General features: G+C 35.7%; 15 protein-coding genes. 1 reads left to right on the forward strand and 14 read right to left on the reverse strand.

Annotation, left to right across the window (positions count from 1 at the left end):
- The 10 genes from OO013_RS20320 to OO013_RS19765 form a co-directional block, all read right to left on the reverse strand.
- Positions 1 to 3,219 carry a sensor histidine kinase gene (locus tag OO013_RS20320; RefSeq protein ID WP_266058818.1) on the reverse strand — a complete coding sequence of 1,073 codons (3,219 nt, stop codon included), beginning with the start codon at positions 3,217 to 3,219 and terminating at the stop codon, positions 1 to 3.
- Positions 3,220 to 3,383: 164 nt separating this feature from the next.
- The gene (locus OO013_RS19725; RefSeq protein ID WP_266058819.1) at positions 3,384 to 3,590 is read right to left on the reverse strand and encodes a hypothetical protein; all 207 of its coding nucleotides are present in this window, start codon (positions 3,588 to 3,590) and stop codon (positions 3,384 to 3,386) included.
- 4 nt (positions 3,591 to 3,594) lie between these two features.
- Positions 3,595 to 5,289: a hypothetical protein gene (locus OO013_RS19730; RefSeq protein ID WP_266058821.1), complete on the reverse strand. Its 1,695-nt coding sequence runs from the start codon at positions 5,287 to 5,289 to the stop codon at positions 3,595 to 3,597.
- The gene (locus OO013_RS19735) at positions 5,286 to 7,457 is read right to left on the reverse strand and encodes a DUF4175 family protein (protein ID WP_266058822.1); all 2,172 of its coding nucleotides are present in this window, start codon (positions 7,455 to 7,457) and stop codon (positions 5,286 to 5,288) included. The genes OO013_RS19730 and OO013_RS19735 overlap by 4 nt, the downstream gene beginning before the upstream one ends.
- The gene (locus tag OO013_RS19740; protein ID WP_266058824.1) at positions 7,457 to 8,608 is read right to left on the reverse strand and encodes a BatA domain-containing protein; all 1,152 of its coding nucleotides are present in this window, start codon (positions 8,606 to 8,608) and stop codon (positions 7,457 to 7,459) included. Before OO013_RS19740 ends, OO013_RS19735 begins: the two co-directional genes overlap by 1 nt.
- On the reverse strand, positions 8,605 to 9,471 hold the full coding sequence (locus OO013_RS19745) for a DUF58 domain-containing protein (protein ID WP_266058825.1): 867 nt from the start codon (positions 9,469 to 9,471) through the stop codon (positions 8,605 to 8,607). The genes OO013_RS19740 and OO013_RS19745 overlap by 4 nt, the downstream gene beginning before the upstream one ends.
- On the reverse strand, positions 9,465 to 10,457 hold the full coding sequence (locus tag OO013_RS19750) for an AAA family ATPase (protein ID WP_266058826.1): 993 nt from the start codon (positions 10,455 to 10,457) through the stop codon (positions 9,465 to 9,467). Before OO013_RS19750 ends, OO013_RS19745 begins: the two co-directional genes overlap by 7 nt.
- Positions 10,458 to 10,459: 2 nt before the next feature.
- Positions 10,460 to 11,080 (reverse strand): DUF4159 domain-containing protein, encoded by a 621-nt coding sequence (locus OO013_RS19755; protein WP_266058827.1) that lies wholly within the window; start codon positions 11,078 to 11,080, stop codon positions 10,460 to 10,462.
- Between the two features lie 61 nt (positions 11,081 to 11,141).
- A complete protein-coding gene (locus OO013_RS19760) occupies positions 11,142 to 12,458 on the reverse strand; it encodes a TldD/PmbA family protein (RefSeq protein WP_266058828.1) in 1,317 nt (438 codons plus the stop codon).
- Between the two features lie 17 nt (positions 12,459 to 12,475).
- Positions 12,476 to 14,119 carry a TldD/PmbA family protein gene (locus OO013_RS19765; protein ID WP_266058830.1) on the reverse strand — a complete coding sequence of 548 codons (1,644 nt, stop codon included), beginning with the start codon at positions 14,117 to 14,119 and terminating at the stop codon, positions 12,476 to 12,478.
- Positions 14,120 to 14,218: 99 nt separating this feature from the next.
- Between OO013_RS19765 and dinB the strand changes: the two genes are divergently transcribed.
- Positions 14,219 to 15,316, forward strand: a complete 1,098-nt coding sequence (gene dinB, locus OO013_RS19770) for a DNA polymerase IV (RefSeq protein ID WP_266058831.1) — start codon at positions 14,219 to 14,221, stop codon at positions 15,314 to 15,316.
- Here dinB and OO013_RS19775 read toward each other — a convergent pair.
- The 4 genes from OO013_RS19775 to OO013_RS19790 all read right to left on the reverse strand — a co-directional run.
- A complete protein-coding gene (locus OO013_RS19775) occupies positions 15,313 to 16,224 on the reverse strand; it encodes an AEC family transporter (protein ID WP_266058833.1) in 912 nt (303 codons plus the stop codon). The two genes, dinB and OO013_RS19775, sit on opposite strands and share 4 nt — an antisense overlap.
- 54 nt (positions 16,225 to 16,278) lie before the next feature.
- Positions 16,279 to 16,746, reverse strand: coding sequence for a hypothetical protein (locus tag OO013_RS19780; protein ID WP_266058836.1), 468 nt, complete (start codon positions 16,744 to 16,746; stop codon positions 16,279 to 16,281).
- Positions 16,730 to 17,287, reverse strand: a complete 558-nt coding sequence (locus tag OO013_RS19785) for a DinB family protein (protein WP_266058838.1) — start codon at positions 17,285 to 17,287, stop codon at positions 16,730 to 16,732. Before OO013_RS19785 ends, OO013_RS19780 begins: the two co-directional genes overlap by 17 nt.
- A 92-nt stretch (positions 17,288 to 17,379) precedes the next feature.
- Positions 17,380 to 19,225 (reverse strand): FIDD domain-containing protein (locus OO013_RS19790; RefSeq protein ID WP_266058840.1); only part of this gene is annotated, 1,846 nt, incomplete at its 5' end.

Here is a 19,225-nt window from a genome sequence, read left to right on the forward strand (position 1 = left end):
TTATAATTTATCCTTTTTAAGAGAGACCTGAAAAATGGTTTTACCTTTTTTAGATTCAACTAGTTTGATTTTACCCCCGAGTCTATCCATCGCTACTTTTGAGATATAAAGGCCTAATCCGGATCCTTTAGACTTCTCAGATCCTTTATAAAACATATCAAATATTCTGGTAGCAGATTCTTTACCAATACCATCTCCATTATCACTTACCATAAAATTGACGAATTCCCCGTTTGGTATTATATCCACATTAACTTCAGATTGTTTTTTTGATTCTTTATATAGTAAGCTATTTGAAAATAAATTAACAAATACTCTTTTGAGTAACTCCGGATCAGTAGATAGCTGTTTTTTATATTCGTTATTTATCTTGAAGTTAATTGACTCGTTTTTCTTAACATTCACCTCTTTAAAAGCATTTAAAATTAGCTTTTCATAATCTGTGTTTTTCAAAGAAGGTTCATTTTCCCGTATGGAAATTATGTCTATAAGTCTCTTCAAAATGATATACATCTCATCAGCAGAATTAGCAAGCAAGGCCATATATTTAACTGCTAGCTCTTCCTTAACTTCGAGTTTACCTAAATGACATAAACCCTTTAGTCGTGCTAATGGCCCAAGAAGATCATGACTTGCTTTGTACAAAAATGTATCCAGTTCTTTATTCAAAAAGGCAAGTTCTTTGTTTGCTTCTTCCAGGCTGGCTGTCCTTTCCTGCACTTTTAGTTTAAGTTTCTCATTAAAGTCACTTAATTGAAAGTTCTTATCTTCCAATTGCAGGTTTTTATCATGAATAGTATTATTAGCATCCTTGAGCTGTTCATTAAGAGTCTCTAGTTCTTCTTTCTTTTCCTCGATTTCATTCTTTTGCTGTTGAATTTCCTTAGTTCTCTCATCAATTCTTTCCTCAAGCTTTCTGTTATAACTTCTGAGGCTTGAAATACTGATATTAATAATAAGAACTATAAATAATAGAGCAAATATTCCAGCAAGTAATAAGAACCAGGGTGTTTCATACCAAGGTGGAAGAATTTTAAAATTGATCGTAACGGGTTCTATAGACTGAGTTCCGTTTACATTAGATGCTTTAAATTCCAGTGAATAATTACCTGGTTTCAAATTACTGAAAGAAACTATTCTTTGCTTAGAGGTTGGTGACCAGTATTTTTCAACAGGCAGCAACCTATACCGGTAAACCCAATCTGTTTTACCAGTTAAATCAATGCAGTCAAAATAAAAAGATAAGGTAGTAACATCATTATTAATAACTATTTCATTAACTGAATTGACATAATGATTGACATTATTGTTTAACTCAATATCAAGATCTCCGTAATTTGCTGTGAGATCATTAACTAATAATTGTGCTGATGATGATCCCAGGATATCAGGTGCCCTATTCAGTAAAGTAACTCCATTATCGGTTCCTATCCACAAATGATTTTTTGAATATGAAAGAGCATGAGAATACCTCGATATTCCATAAAACCCATCTTTTTCATTATACAAAACAGTTTTTTCTACTTTCCCTTCCTTATCCAGGTAAAGACATTCCAATCCGTTGTCTGTGCTAAACCAGATCTTTCTGTTTGTTTCAATAAATATATTAAAAGCATTGACCGAACTTAAGCTATCTGATTTGTCATACTTGACTAATTTACCATTTCGAATCCTGATAATTCCAGAACCAAGAGTAGCCAACCAATAATCCTGATCTTTACTTTTGCTGATTTGAGTTACTTTACCTGTTAATGGGATATCAAACTTAAGTGGGCTGATCTTATTATCTTCCAGTTTAAATAGTCCATTGTCAGTAGCTATCAATAAGTTATTAAATTCGTCAGAATAAATATCGTTAATGTTTGAGGTACCAAGTCCATCATTTTCATCATAATGCCTGATCACTTTATTATTAAACAACAACAATCCACTATTAGTGGCAACCCATACACCTCTTACTGATCTGGACAGGGCGTTTACATTTCCACTGGTATATGGTTTTAAACTATAAGTATCAATAAATCCATTTTTATACTTTATCAACCTTCCATCACTCGTACCAAACCATAGAGCGTCGCCTCCGTAACTTACGCTTGTAAACAACTCATTTTCAAGCCATTTTTCCCCGGTGAGTTCTGAAAGACTCACAGTATCTGATGAAGAAATTCTGTAAGCACCATTACCTAAAGTAGTAACCCAGTGTAAATTTCTTTCTGATACAGGAGAATAAATTTGAGTAATAATCCCTAGTTTATTTTCATCTACAACCAGGTAAGAAAACTGATCCCCCCTGTAATTAAAAATCCCTGCATTACCTGCAGCCAACCATAAAACACCATCCTTATCAAGAAAAAGATCATAGACTTCGTTAGCTGGAAGACCATTTTTGGAATTATACTTTATTATTCCTTTCTCATCTACAGAAAAAAGGCCTTTGTATGATGAAATCCAAATGTTGTTTTTACTATCCTTAGTTATATCGTTCACTCCTGCCCGATACAGCCCCGGATAACTTTTACTAAAGTTATTTATTTCTTCATTTTTATAAGTATAAATAACATCATTGGAAACTATAGCCAGTTCATTATTGCTTAATTTTTTAATAAGACTTATTGGTCCACGGGATACCTGAATTGCTTGATAAGCACCAATGTCCTCATTTATTAATAATCTACCTTTGGATGTACCTGCAAACAACTGACCGTTGAGGTAATTGAGAAAAGTTACTTTTTCATTTTTGTATAATACCGGGATATCAAATTGGAAAACTTTAGTATCCTGGACTAAACTAATTTTACCTTCTGAAATCAGATAAAGACTATCTCCTGCTCCTGCTACAATATTATCAACCCTTTCTTGAAAAATCGAATCCTGATATTGCTTAACTTTTTCACCATCGATAATTATGGTGCCATTCAAGGTACTAACCCAGACTTCACCATTCCCAGAAACTTCAATATCTAAAATAAAATCTGATGGAAGGCCTTTTTCTCTATTAAACTGAATGAATTCTGATCCATTATAGCGAAAGACACCACTACCTTTAGTGCCGACCCATAGGTATCCATTAATATCTTGAGTTACAGATGAAACGGTAGTTTCATTGTAAGTATTACCTACTCTGATCTGACTAAATTCGTATTGAAGATTTTGACCAGCGATACCTCCCCCAGGTATTAAAATGGCCAGTATACAAATTAATTGAATAAAGTATTTCACTTGTTATCTATACAGCTGTCCAGAATTGAATTCTAATATACAATAGCATAACGTAGAAATTCAATAAAACTGCAATTTAATATTAAAAAATACAGATGTACTATACTACTTTAAAAACTTAACAAGATAATAAGATTTTCTAGAAAACATCCTAAAATTTAGGCTTAATTAGCTTTTTTTATCGTATCACTAACTTTTGAGGAGTCTGGACTCTCACCATCTTTCTGGAAAATCCTTTCTTTAAGTTGAGGTTTACCACCGGGAAATGTGGTTCTTCTGGCAATATCTATACATACTATCCCTATTATTAATATAAATATCGCTGAAAAGATCAAAAAATATTTCTTCGATTTAGAATTTTGTTTTGCCATTTATTTAAATCTTTGGTCCTGCCCACATTAATGTTAATCCAATTAATATAAGACTAATCGATAGCCAGCCGGGATCCTTTTTCTTTGAAATTAAGATTTTATTGTTTTCTAATCCTCTGTTATGAGCCTGAATAGTTTTACTGGTTTCTATTTTATTATTAATGTATTCAAATTCAGGCCAATCCTGATCATAAATAAAAACACCTGGAAACAATTCTGATTCTTCAGCCGGTTGTTCCCAACCTTTTTTCTCACCATTCTTATGTATGATCGATAAATAGGGCAAATAGGCCAAATCAGTTCCGCTTGATTTTGCCAGAGCCTTATCACTATGGTCTATAACAAATAGTTCTTCCTTATGACCGGCACTAATATACGGATAATTGAGAAATTTCGGATATTTCTCATCTTCATAGGATACATTGTTTATGAAAGCATGCCATATTAAGTCGTAAATATGCTTCTCATTTTTTAGAATTAGGTCGTATGTCTTTTCAAAAGGCATCACGGTCATCCGGCCTGAGCCAGTTATGAAATACGGCCAGGTTAATCCTCTCAAATCAGAATCTTTAAAAATAGAATACCCGATTCCAGTTGAGGTTAAACCTCTCAAATCGGACTTTTCAATTTGTGCTTGTTTATTTCCTGCTGTTAATTCAAAAGGATTTCTTTCTCCTTCCTGCCAAAAAGCAGAAATATCACCGCCAAGATAATTTAAAGGGATATTTATACCTCTTTTATTATCACCGGTAATTATCAGTCCCTTACCCTTTTTTAGCACTTTATCAGTAAGCATTGACCACTGGTAAGAATTAAATGCATCGGAGGAAATTATAAACAGATCAAATTGATCAAGCCATTCTGAATTAAACAGGTAAGGATCAATACTCCCTACCTTTTTATTAATATATCTATCTTTAGAGATTTCTGTCCGATAAAAGTATTCAAATCCTTCATCTTCAAGCCATCTGAGTAATGTGTTAAACTCACTGTTAGGATGCCTGGTGAATAATGCGATTTTTGAGAGTGTGGCAGGTTTAACTAATAACGAAACTTTTGACTCCCTCTTCATTACTTCCTTGTCATATAGCTTAATTAATAGAACTACCGGACCGGGTGACGAGAATTTATGTACAATATGAAGTTCAGAGTCTTGAGGAGTTATTCTCCTGTTATAAATTAATTTCTCATCGTAATTAACAACAATGCTGTCATAATTTTCATAAAAAGAATCATTCAACTGGATAGTCCATTCTTTATTCTGAACAGGATAAAAGTCCGTAACAAATGGTGGCTCTAAATCAGCATTTTTGATAAATTTTACGGGAAACGATCCATATAAAAATGATTTTAATTTATATTGGTTTTCCCAGGGAGTTAAAACTTTGATATTATATTTAATATTTTCTTCAGAATTTTGATCGTTAGAAACTGAATCTTCAAAAACCACTTTTACATCAGAATCATAAATACTTACAGAGTCTGGTAAGCTACCTCCGGAACCGACCAGATACAAGTTAATGGGATTAGACTCTTCTACAGATTTAATCGGATAAAATATAAATAAGATACCTGAAGCAAGGACCAGAACACCTATTACCTGGATGACCATACTTATTTTAGGTGATTTAATTACAAGGATCAATGAAATGATCATCATTAATACAATCAGGCTAATATTTATCCAATAATGCATCATTGACTTTTCATTGTTTTAAACCAATAAACAAGACTATCTAGTTTTGTTTTATCCTGCCCAGGATTTAAATCAAGTTCAATAAAAGTTAAATTGATCGCATTTAATAGTTGTGACTTTTCAGTAGATGTCATTTCCTTTCTTTCATTTAATCTCTTAAGAGACGATAAAGGCTTGATCAATCCGGCATTATTATTTTCAACAATTTGCTCTGAAAAATAATTACCAATAATTCTAATATCATCCTCTTTAAAATCACTTTCCATGCCAGCAAGAAATCTTTTAATGTTTAATAAAGATTGGTATAAAATCAATTTTTCTTCATTGCGATCATATCTCAATCTTTTATCTCCAATTTCATTTAATTCTCCTTTATATCTTCTTTCAGAAACATTAATAGGCGGAGGTTCAAAACCAACTCTTTCCACATAAATACGTGATCTTTGCTGAATTTCTTTAATAAACAAAAGAGCGCTTTCTTCATATGGCAATGCTTTGGCAGGTTTGTTTAACCTTAAATTAAGCTCTGCCTGCCACATTTCATTTAATGCTGCTCTGAGTAATGACTTAATTGACTTATCGAAGAAAGTAGCTTCAGCCTGAACATCATGGGTATGAACAAAATCATCAAGTCCAATTAATTCTTGTTTACCAGCTGGTGCTTCAGATGCCTCTTCTTCATGATGTTCATGATCTTCGTGATCTTCACCAGCATGAGAAGCATCATCGGCTTCGGAAGCTCCTTCCGGAACAGAAATTCCCAGGCCACCTGTCTCAAATTCTTCCCCCATAAACTTACTGTAGCGTATTCTCAAGAGTTTCTGTTCATAACCAAGTTCATTACTTCTTTGTCTGAATTTTTCTGGTGAAATACTACTTCTATCATTAATAAGCTTTTTAGTATCGATGATTATTTGTCTTTGTGATCGGAAATACTCGGGCATAATATCCACTGCCATTCCACCTGAAAATGTATTCTTTTCAGCATCCTTATCAAGGTATCGAATAAAACGGGTTTGGCTCTTTTTGATATTAGGATTTGGTGATTTATTATCGGTAGCTTCAAAATGAAAATATATTTCGTCGCCTGGCTCTAGTGATAAAGAACTTACTGATAGTTTTGACCCAAAAACATTATTTCCCTGATTGGAAAGATCGAAAGTTTCATCGCGAAATTTAACACTTTCACCTGATCCCCTGCTCACTGTCGCAATCAGTTTTGTATCGACAAGGCCATAATCATCCACGATTCTTGCTTTGATCTCAAATTCATCATTTTTATTAAAATCTCTTACCTGATATTCCTCTTCAGGAATTAAATAAGAGATTTGGGGATATTCATCGGGAATAATATTTATTGAGAAATTAGTTACAGAAATGTATTGTTCTTTTTCTGAGATTCCAATCTCCATTACCTTGTCTTTTAATGTACCGCTTCTCCAAAAATACTCACCGGGTTTATTTTCATTTAATGCAACAGTATCATTAAGGTTATTGATTAATACTATTTTTCTGTCAGGTTTTGATCTTATTTTCAATACCATAGATGATCCCTCAGGAACTGATACCGACTCCAGGTCTTTATAATAAGAAGACAGTCCTGTATATGATGGAGGTATAATTCGCAAATTAGCTTCATCAATATCAAATGAAATTTTTAATTGCTCATTGATATCAGGAAGAGTATCACTGGTTACCAGATCATTCTTCATGGAAAGAATACTTTCATTTTGCTGGTTAGCTTCCTGGGAGAGAAACCATGCTATAACTGTGAATAAGGCAAAAAGAAATGTATTAAAAAGATTTATAGGAGGCTTTAATTTCTTTAGAGCCACATGAAAATCTGTTTTTATTCTTTCTAACTGAATTCTTTCAATAACTGAAAGGTCTTCTTTGAGAATAAGGGAAGCGCTCGATTGAAGTCTATCATAATTTTTATTCAGGTAATCAACTACATCCTGATTGTCCAACGAAAAAAACTGAAAGGCCATTAAAAAACCGCCTAGAGTGATAACAAATAATCCATATGCCCAATAGTAGACATCCTCATAGCCCTCCCCTAATAGAATTAATATCAATGAAAGGCCAAAAGAGTAAAAAATGGATTGTAAAAGTATTTTCACTTTCCATTTAATCAAAAACCAATTTATTTTGCCTTTGATCTCCTTCATTACAAACCAACCTTTTTAGCGTAAAACCTTTCGAAGATCAAAATAATCAGAAATGCTGTCAGTAACCAGGGCTTGAATTTCCTGCTGTAGTTTGATTCAATTATTCTACTGCCTTTTCTTAATTTATTATCTGCACGGCCAAATTTATACATATCAATTTTTTTTCGCTCTGTAATTGTATCAGGCCGTAAGACAGGTAGACTAACATAATAAGGGAATAATAACCCTCTTTCAGTTTCAAGACCGTCGGGATCAAAATATAAATCAAAAGTGTTCATCCCTGTCTTTATCACACTATAATCAGTTCCTTTTTTTAATAAAACCAATGTTTGATTAGATGAATGAAGGGAAAGGTGATTACTATAAAAAACCAGGTCAGCAACCTTTTCATTAGCAATTTCTAAAAACTTGACCCCGGTAATTTTAGATATTGCACGTATTGAATTTTTTATCTCATTATCCAGATTAAAAGAAGAATCAATGTTAATGACATAAAGTAAAGTATCTATTGATATATCATCTGTTATTTCAAAATAAATAGAATCTCGATCTAAATCGTATTCATAAACCCATTTCCCTTTAATGCTGTCTTTAGCAGCTGAAATTATATCATACTTTTGAGTATGAAAGGCATCTACAAAAGGATTAGCTAAAAATGAATTATACTCAAGAAGGATATTACTACGGGCGATATCCTTTTTTTTCCAATCAGCAAGAAAGATCACACTTTCGGGCAAAGTATCCGAATTATTCCATCTGATCATTTTTTTCATTAAGTGATCCTTTAGATTTTGTTCTCTAATGACAAGCTTCTTTTTTACAGAATCAGAAGGATTTTTCTTTAACCATTCAGCTACACCTAAAGAATCTCCGACAATCCATTCTGCTGGTTTGAAATTAACCTTTTTAATACCTCTTACTGCTGGATCTAAAAAATAGAATACTAAAAGGAGTATCAGTACCATTCTTAGTAGCATCAGAATTACTTCATGAAGCTTAATTGATCTTGCCTTCTGTACTTCTTTACCTTCTAAAAACTTTAGGGAACCGATTTTTAAAATTTTTCCCTGCCTTCTGTTAACCAGGTGAATGATCAAAGGGATAATTAGTGCAGAAAAAGCCAGTCCATATGGAAGCCAATCAATTTTCATATCCGGTGTTTCCCAGTTAAGAATTCTACTAATAGCTTTACGGGATCATCACTTAATATTAACTGACGATAATCAGCCCCATTTGAATAGCATACCTCTTTCCATTCGGCAATAAATTTATTCAGTTTTTTTAAATACTCACCTTTGGCTTTGTTTGTGGAAGTTGTCAATATTTTCCCCGTTTCAAGATCCTGAAAACTTTCATAATTATAATTTAGTTCTAATTCTTCAGGGCTGAGAACGTGTAATAAGGTGATGTGTTTTTTGGGGGTTGAATATTTCTCAATAAACTTTTTAAATCGATCATCATACCCATCAGTTAATATCACAACCTCTTCTTCAGCGTCCGGCAACATATGTTTCCAGGTAATTTCTTTCTCGCCTGTTGAATCATTTCCTGATGGGCTAGTAGAAAAGATTTTTACAGCCAGATTTTGCCAATGGCTTATATCTAGTTTTCTGATAACCTGCTCATCGGTGCCACCTACCCATTGTAAGTTAAGTCTGTCTCCACTTCTATGGGCAACATAAATAAATCCGGCCAAAAACTTCTGAATGTAGTTCCACTTGGTAGAATCGCCAACTGGATGAAGCATAGAGGAAGTTGCATCAACAATAAGTTTTAATCTTAAATTAGTCTCAATTTCAGACATTTTAACATAAAACTTACCAGTTTTGGCATACATCTTCCAATCGAGAGTCCTCAAATCATCACCGGGCATATATTGACGGTAATGGCTAAAAGTAATGCCAATACCGGTTTTCAAGCCTTCATGACGTCCTTGTAAAAAGGCTTCGGCCTTTCTCTGTATTTCAAATATTAATTGGTCAAGTTCTCTATATGAATAACCCGGCTTTACCATCCGATCTCACTAACAGATTTCTCTATTAACTCTTCAATATTAACATTTTCAGCTTCTGCTTTATATGACAACAACAGTCGATGTCTTAAAACAGCTGGAGCCATTGATTTAAGGTCTTCGGGTGTTACTGCCAGTCTTCCGGCTTTAAATGCCCTGGCTTTTGCAGTCATTATTAAAGCCTGACCAGCCCTTGGCCCTGCACCAAATCTAAGGTATTTAGATGTTTCAGAATTATTATTTTCAGCTGGTCTGGTAGATCTAATTAAAGTATTAACTTCCGAGATGAGCTTGTCATCGATAAATACTTCTTTAACATTGTTTTGAGCAGCTATAAACTCTTCTGCGGTGCATACCGGACTAATTTTATCAAAATGAGTGCCTGTTGTCATTTTAAGTACTTGTTCCTCTTCAAGTTCAGAGGGATAATCGATATTAACTTTAACAAGAAATCTGTCAAGCTGAGCTTCAGGTAGAGGAAATGTCCCTGCCTGTTCGATTGGATTTTGAGTAGCTAAAATGAAAAATGGCCTATCAAAAACATGATCTTTACCAGCGTAAGTGATCATTTTTTCCTGCATTGCTTCCAGTAAGGCAGCCTGAGTTTTTGGAGGAGTCCGGTTAATTTCATCAGCTAATATAATATTGGCAAATATTGGTCCCGGTAAAAACTTAAAGATCTTTTTTCCAGTCTCCTGATCCTCATCGAGCACTTCAGTTCCAATAATATCAGAAGGCATAAGATCGGGTGTAAATTGTATCCTTTTAAATTTAAGATCCATTGCCTGGGCAATAGAATTTATCAATAAGGTTTTTGCCAATCCCGGCACACCTTCTATTAACGCATGACCGCCGGCAAGCATAGAAGTAAGTAATTCATCGAGAACCTTTTGTTGTCCTACGATCTGCTTACGAACTTCTCGTTCTACACTTTTTAGTTTATCCTGAAGAATGGTTAATTCTTCTTCTTTAGTTTTTAGTTCACTCATATTTATACGGTAAGGGCATACATTACAATGTTAACACCAAAACGAGTATTATCACGGGCTAGCCAACGTTTATTTCGATAATCATAGTCCCATTCACAACCATAATCCTTGTTACTATACAACACAACAATTCTATTGTTTATAGTAATTGCTTTTAAATAATCGTGCACAAGATCATCTCCCCATCCATTCAATTCCTGGGAAGTTGTTGGCGGACCGTCTTCAAATGTAAAAAAGCAATTATACAAATAGTGGTTATTTGAAATTTTCTTTAATTCATTCGGACCAAAGAGTTCAGCCATTTGTCTCTCGAATGATTTAGCAAACAAACCATCAATATCATGATTGCAATCATCAACAAAGACAAAACCTCCCTGTTCAACATATTGCTTGAAATTGTTGGCCTCTTTTTCTGAAAATTCCACCAGCTTATGCCCTGAAAGATAGCAAAATGGACTTTCGAAGATTTTTTTACTACTCAAAGGAATCACTCTTTCAGCAGTATCAATTTCTAATGAAGTATATTCTGCCAGTGAATTCAATAAATTACTGGGCATTCTCTGATCTACATTCCAATCGCCGGAATTATATTGTAATCGAGTAAAGAAAAACGGATAGTTCATCAAATATAAATAAACTCAGGTGCATACTATTATACACCTGAGCGTATTTAATGTTTCAAATTTAAACTGCGTCAGAAAGCGAAGTAAAGGTAAAGTCCCTAATTTTCATTGAAGGAACTAAATTTCCATTTATCCTCTGCTGTTTTCCGAGCTCTTCCAGATTGTTAAGCATAATAACCGGGCTTTCGTTAAATCTGAAATTCTTAACAGGGTATTTAATTTCTCCATTTTCAATATAGAAAGTTCCATCCCTGGTAAGACCGGTATATAATAAGGTTTGTGGGTCTACTGTTCTGATATACCATAATCTGGTAACAAGTATTCCTTTATCAGTGCTTTTAATGAGCTCATCCAAAGACTTATCACCCCCAACCATTATACCATTGCTTGGTCCCGGCAAAGGCTCAACACCTTTCTCCTGAGCCCAATAGCGGCTATAAAACATATTCTTAACCACGCCATTTTCTACCCACATTGTTTTTTTAAGAGGCTGGCCATCACCATTCCAGGTAGCTGAAGGCACAAGTTCATGGGTCGGATCAGAATAAATAGTTACTCGCTCGTCGAATAACTTTTCACCTACTTTATTCCCCCCTCCTTTCTTAGAAAGAAAGCTTCGTCCTTCATCAGCAGATCTTGCATTCATACTACCAATCATATTCTGAAGAAGGCCGATGGCAGCGGCTGGTTCAAGTATAACTGTGTATTTACCCGGTTCAATTGCTTTTGGATTTTGTGACATTGTTGCCTTTTTCAAGGCTACCATTGAAGCTTCTTCGGCATCAAATCTGTCCACATCATTAAAATCTCTTGATACCCAACCTGAACCTGTTCCATCATTTGATCTCATTGTTACCGTGAAATCAACATTAGAGTTCTTGTTGTAGGCAAACAGGCCTTTTGAATTCATCATTGCTGAAAAACCTGCTGAATCCTGTAAAAAGCCAGCTGCAGTAACATCTTTTGCTTTCGCTGGGTTAATCGATTTTGCTGCTACTTCAGCTCTGTATTCAGGAGATATATTTTCTGTACTCTCATAAAATGATTTGGATTCCAAATAAGTTTGTGGTCCCAGTGGCTCCATAAACTCGGGGTTTTCCGGAGAAAGTTTTGCTAACTCTTCCGATCTGGAAACTACTTTTTTCAGAGAGTCTTCATCAAACTCATTAATTGTTGCAGTTCCTACTTTTTTGCCAAAATTAGATTGTACGACTAATGAGGTATTACTTTCAGCTCCAGCAGTGGAAACTGTATTTCGGGCATATCGGATATTTCCTCCGGTATTTCCACTAAGATTTGCTTCGATCGCATCTGCTTTACTGAGACTAATTACCTTCTCAAGGATCTGTTTAGCCTCTTCTTTTGATAATATTGCCATTGGATAATTTCTTTAGGTTAAATTTTACGTTCAGTATTGATCACATTCACACCATTGAACCTCGTTGTGGAGCTTCCATGAGATACAGAACTGATCTGCGAAGGCTGGCCTTTACCATCAAAGAAAGAACCAAACAACCTGTAATCATCTTTGTCGCATATTTTAACACAAGAATTCCAGAATTCCTGAGTATTCGACTGGTATGCCACATCATTTACAGGACCTTTTATTTCTCCATTTTCTATTTCAAAAAATGTTGTTCCTCCAAACTGGAAGTTATATCGCTGCTGGTCGATAGAATAAGATCCTCTACCAGCTATATAAATACCTTTCTCAACATCCTTCACCATGTCTGAAGCACTGTATTTATCCTTTCCAGGCTCAAGCGATACATTTGGCATTCTCTGGAATTGTACACTATTCCAGCTATCGGCATAGCAACATCCATGAGATTCATTCTGATCAATGATATCAACCTGATCTCTGATCGCCTGATAATTAACCAGAACCCCATCTTTAACCAGGTGCCATTTCTTGGTTTTAACACCTTCATCATCCCAACCTACATTACCTAAAGAATTTGGTTGAGTTTTATCGGCAACAAGATTAACTATCGGGCTTCCATATTTAAAGTCTCCTGATTTCCATTTGTCAAGGGTAGCAAAACTTGTCCCTGCATAGTTAGCTTCATAACCCAGTACCCTGTCAAGCTCCAGTGGGTGCCCCACAGATTCATGTATCGTCAAACCTAAGTGATTTGGCTCGAGAACAAGATCATATTTACCAGGCATAATAGATGGTGCTGACAACATCTGTTTTGCCTGCTCCGCTCCTATTAATGCGTCTTCTACAAGGTCATAGTTATTTCTGTAAAGATTAAATCCGGCAGGACTGACAATTTTCTCACTATCTTTAGGAGTCATATACTCATATCCCATGCCCATTGGCGCAGAAAGTGCATTTCTTGATTTGAACTTCCCAGTTTTCGGATCAATCGCCGTTACTGTAAAAGTTGGCCATATCCTGTGGATATCCTGGTCTATATAACTTCCTTCTGTTGATGCAAAATACTTTTGCTCATTAACCAGAAATAGCAAATTATTAATATAATTCGCTCCATTTTCCATAGCCTTAGAATTAGCAGAAAGTAAAAGATCAACTTTATCTGCAACAGGAACCTCAAAGGCATTTTTTTCAATAGGAGTTTTCCAGGAAACTTCGCCATAAGATTCTACCGGTGCCAATTCAACAGGTTCGGTTTGGAATCTGCTGTTTGCTTTAGCTATGGCTACTGCTTTTTGAGCAGTTTTGGCTATACTGTCCTGATTAACTTCATTGGTAGAGGCAAAGCCCCAGGTACCATTTGCAATAACTCGAATACCTATACCATAAGATTCGGTATTCACTATATTTTGAACTTTATCCTCCCTGGTAATAACATACTGGTTCAAATATCTGCCCAGTCTGAAATCGGCATAAGAAGCGCCTGCTTTTTTAGCGGCATTTAGGGCTGCATCAGCCAAAGCCTTTTTAGCTGCAACGTCTAAGGGACTTTCTAAAAACCTGCTCGGATCCACACTTTTTCCAAAAATTGGAATTGATGAAAGTGCCATTGCTCCAAGCCCGAGTCCTGACATTTGTATAAAATCTCTTCTTTTCAAGGTTCCTCCTTTTTTAGTTTAACCTGATTATCTTTGATATAATTATTAATCCTGATTTAACAACAGAATTATAATGTATAATAATAATGGCATTTTTTTATGAATGCAAACCACTTATCATCTCAGATAACCAAAAAAATAATTCATGTGGACATGGATGCATTTTACGCTTCTGTTGAGCAGCGTGATGATCCTAAACTGAGAAACAAACCTGTAGCGGTTGGAGGTGGTAGCAATCGGGGGGTAGTAGCAGCAGCAAGTTATGAAGCTCGTAAATATGGAGTTAAATCAGCTATGCCAGGTGTAATCGCGAAAAGAAAATGTCCTTCCCTCATCTTTGTTAAACCCAGATTCGAAATATACAAACAGGTATCCCAGGAGATCAGAGAGATTTTTTACGAGTATACAGATCTGGTTGAACCTCTATCTCTTGATGAAGCATTTCTTGATGTGACTCAGAATAAACTAGGCATTTTATCCGCGACTAAAATAGCCAAAGAAATTAAAAGAAAAATCAAAGAAACTACTGGACTGACAGCTTCTGCCGGCATATCGGTTAACAAATTTTTAGCTAAAACTGCTACTGACATTCACAAACCTGATGGACTAACCCTTATACCCCCGGAAAATGTCACCTCTTTCATTGAAAAACTACCAATTGAAAAGTTTTTTGGAGTAGGAAAATCAACTTCAGAAAAAATGCATCGCATGGGGATCTCTTATGGAAGAGACCTGAAGCAGTTAAGCCTCGAGCGGTTAAGGAGTAATTTCGGGAAACAGGGACTGTATTTCTATAATATAGCCAGGGGAATTGATGATCGCCCCGTTGTGGCTGACCGCATTAGAAAGTCTGTCAGTGCGGAAAGGACTTTCGATAAAGATCACAGGCAGGAATCTTATTTGCAGGATTTTCTAACTGGCCTGATTGATAAAATTTATGAATGGAGTAAAAAGAATGAAAATTTTGGACGGACAATTACTATTAAAATAAAGGATAATCAATTCAGGATCTATTCCAAAAGTCATTCTTCTACTCTGCCATTTAAAGAAAAAGATCTGATCCAAAAAGTCGCATCGCAATTATTAAAAGATCTGCTTTATGAAAAAAAATATCCTGCTGTCAGGCTCTTAGGATTTGGGATTTCAACATTAACTAAAGCCAACGAAGGTGATCTTCAACTAACAATTGATTTTTAAAAAATAATTTCCAGTAAAAAATACCATAGCGGAAGTAAAATTACCGAGGCGAGAAGGCCCACTCCTACCATCGAATTAGCAAGTTCTTTTTTCAAATTATAGTTCACTGCCAGAATCGAAGCCGTGATCATTGAAGGCATAGCGGCTTCCATAACACTTACCTTACCGGTTATTCCTGTAGCTCCCAAGAAATAATATAATCCAAGGATGACAATGGGAAAAACCAACAATTTCGCTAACGAACCCATCACTAAATACGGCATATAAACAGTTCTTTTCTTGATCTTCCATTGCAGGCCAACAGAGATCAGAGCAACTGGCACAAGGGTACCTCCAAGATTTTTAAAAACAAGGTTAAGATCATTATTAATTGAAATTCCTGTGATATTTAATAACAAAGCAATTGTAAAAGCTATAAAAGGAGGAAATGATATCAATCTTTTTAAGATACTCCTGTTGGATTGGTCATTATGAGCATATTTTTCAGCGATAAATAGTCCAATAGTTGATAATGCCATAAAAGACCCAACCTGATCAACAATGATTGCTTTAGACAATCCTTCTTCGCCATAAAAAGCTTCGATAACCGGAAACCCTAAGAAGGAAGTATTGGCAAATCCGGTAGTCAGCACGAGGCAACCAATCAGTTTATCAGGCCAATTATATATTTTACCTAAGGCAGCAAAAGTTATCCAGGAAAGAAAAACGAGAATCCATGCCACGAACACCGGAAAAAGCAACTCCATGGTAAATTCAAGGGAGCTGATGAAATAAAGTGATAAGGCAGGTAATGCAATATTGATCACATATGCGTTTAATCCGATATGTGCATTTTTTGGAGCCAATCTCAAGTATCGGAGCAAGACCCCTCCGAATAGACAAATGATGATCAGTAAAATATTCTCCATAAATAAAGAAAGCTGCTTACCGAAAGATAAGCAGCTCAAGAAAGAATTTTGTTTTTAATATTTTGATGGATCATCGATCATAGGAAGATCAACTACTTTTGATTCATCGTAATTAATTCTGAACCATCCAAGAAAACCGCCATTTGCTTTAGCAATCTTGCTGGAAAAATCCTGCATAGCATCATAAAACTGAATTGCAAATTTCCTGTCGAGCTTAGGGAGGATATCATTTAATTTTGTCAAATGACCCATTACTAATTCCCCTGCCTTCTGCTCATCTTCAGGTAATGCATTCACTGCTTTATTAAGATCTTCTTTGAAAGTCTGATCTACCTCGTGATAATATTCTCTTAGTACAAATCTACCTGTTGTTTCTCTCAGGTGGATCATCTCCAAAGCTTCATCGAGTTCATCTTTATCAATACTATGATCCGCACTGGCGATCAAAATAGTGATCCAAACCGGTGCTTCCAACATGGTTTTTGCTTCTTCAGGCTTTAAAGATTTAAGTGCTTCTACCATTTTGTAATTGGTTAAATTTTCTTTTTAGTTTGTTTATTTGAATATTGTGGTGCCGTGAATGGTTAGTTAAAAATTCAACAGTTTGTAAAATATTTAACTTCCCGGCCAACGGATGCTTAAATATAAAAAAGTCTAATTTGTCTTCCGGAAATTGCTTAATGAATTTTTCAAATTCACCTGTAAAATCCTCATAAAAAGTAATCATCGATCCAATATCAGGTCTGTCTTCAGGATAAATCGATTCAACAGGGACTTTTGCCTTGAGGCTTGATTTCAAGAAATAATTCAGCATCAAACTATTGATCTTATTTCTCAATCCCATCTTTTCTTTTTTCCTGTTAAAATCAAATTGAGCGATAAAATCATAAGTATTTTTATCCACTTTAGTCAGATGATTAATGATCTGGGCGGCACTCCATTTATCCTCGTTGGGCTGAAAATAAAGAAATTCTTCAGATTCGTTATTCAACATCTCTATATAAGAATGATGAAGAGCTTTCAGGTTTTTCCATCTTTTGAGCAACTGTGGTTTTGACGACATAAATAATTTTAATGCTTATAATTTTGTGAAAGTAAAAAAAAGCGGCCCCCTATAAAAGGAAGCCGCTAAATTTTGTTTTAAGTTTTAATTATTTATTCTGATTTCACAATCTTTCCTGTTCTCAGACCATTATCAGATTCGATACGGTAGATGAACATCTGATCACCATGAAGCGCTCCGTTAAACTCAACTTCATATACATGTCCTGCAACAGCTTCTTCATCAAATAGGATATCAAGTTGACGTCCTGAGATATCGAATAGTGTTACAGTTGTTCTTGAAGTTTTCTCAACAGAGAACTCGATGGTTACAAAATCCTGGAATGGATTTGGATAAGTTCTGATGGTGTATGGCTCAGTTAACTCATTAAATGAATCATCTGTAATAAGCTCAGCTTGAGTAACACCTTCGGTATCGCAAAGCTCATTGTTATTGTAAGCATCAAGGGTTGCAGCCAGTTCAAGTGCATATGATCCTCTTGGATCACCATTTTTTCCTTTGGATTTCAGGTAAGTACCTGTTCCATCGAATCCAATGTCACACAATAATGCCTGAGCTTGCGCAAGCGCATCCATTGCTTCCTGGCATGTACTGGCGCCCGCTCCAAAGTTCAATTGAGCAGCTAAAGCATGCATTGCTAATGTGTAAGCCGGATCGCTGGCATTTTTCTTACCAGTAGCTATATCCCTTTGATCTAGTATTGATACAGCCACTTCACAGGTTGTAATTCCAAATTCACTGTTTGTGCCGGCACACCATACTACACCTGGTTGATTCAATATGTCATCGAGTAAGATATAACCAGCGTCATAACCTCCATTGGCTTCTGCAGTTGCTGCCTGACCACCACCGGAACAAGTGTTCCAGTTTTTCCAGTAACCAGGAGTTCTTGCTTCACCACCAGGGAAGGAATTATCTACTGTAATATTGAATATGGCAGGATCATCCACTCCGTATGTTGCTGTAGGCAATTGATAGACCTGTCCTGGTCCGATATCAAAACATCTGTTTCCTAAATCAGCTGGAGGTACATCATCAGCATTAGGATTATAAGGAATAACAATTGTTCCTCCTATATCCCATGTTGTAGACCAACCTGCTGGCACATTCTCTTCACAGACAGTATACTCTTCATAAATACTTAGAGTCTGACCATCAAATAAAGTGATATTACCTGCGGCTGTAGTCTCTGACGCAATGTTTGTGCCACCAAAACCGTCAGGTCCTTCCCATAAACTAAATGTCCAGACATCTGTGTAAGTAGTACTACCCTGAGTAGTTTTCAGAATATTAATTTCACTACAAGGCACTACCGTAATTACAATTGGCTCATAAGAGAAACAACCAGTTGTCGCATTGTAGCTAACAACGTAGTATGTATCAGTAGCATTTGGACTGACTGTAGATGAAATAGTGTTTACACTATTATTCATCGCCTCATTTTCATCATCGTAATACTTAGCAGTTCCTCCGTCAAGCTGACTAACTAAAGAAGCTAAGTCAATAGATTCTGCTTCGCAAATTGTTGCATTGGTGGCTACTATGTCTGGATTGTCGTACACCTCTAAGGTAGTAGATGCATATCCTATACAGTTATTTCCACTAATGCTGCGAGCCCATACTGTTTCTGTCGCTCCAACAGCTACCTGATATTCGGTAATCGGATTACTATTGGCCTGTGCGTCTGCCTCGGTAGCATAATAAGTTACCTGACCACCGTCAGCTTCATTTACCATTACCGCATCAGTTAATGCAAAGGTATAAGATCCTGTCTGACCATCTTCACAAGAGGTCTGTGGATTTAATACCAGGTCTGGATTGTCGTACACCTCTAAGGTAGTAGATGCATATCCTATACAGTTATTTCCACTAATGCTGCGAGCCCATACTGTTTCTGTCGCTCCAACAGCTACCTGATATTCGGTAATCGGATTACTA

It is taken from the genome of Mangrovivirga halotolerans, assembly GCF_026241165.1.
Taxonomy (GTDB): domain Bacteria; phylum Bacteroidota; class Bacteroidia; order Cytophagales; family Cyclobacteriaceae; genus Mangrovivirga; species Mangrovivirga halotolerans.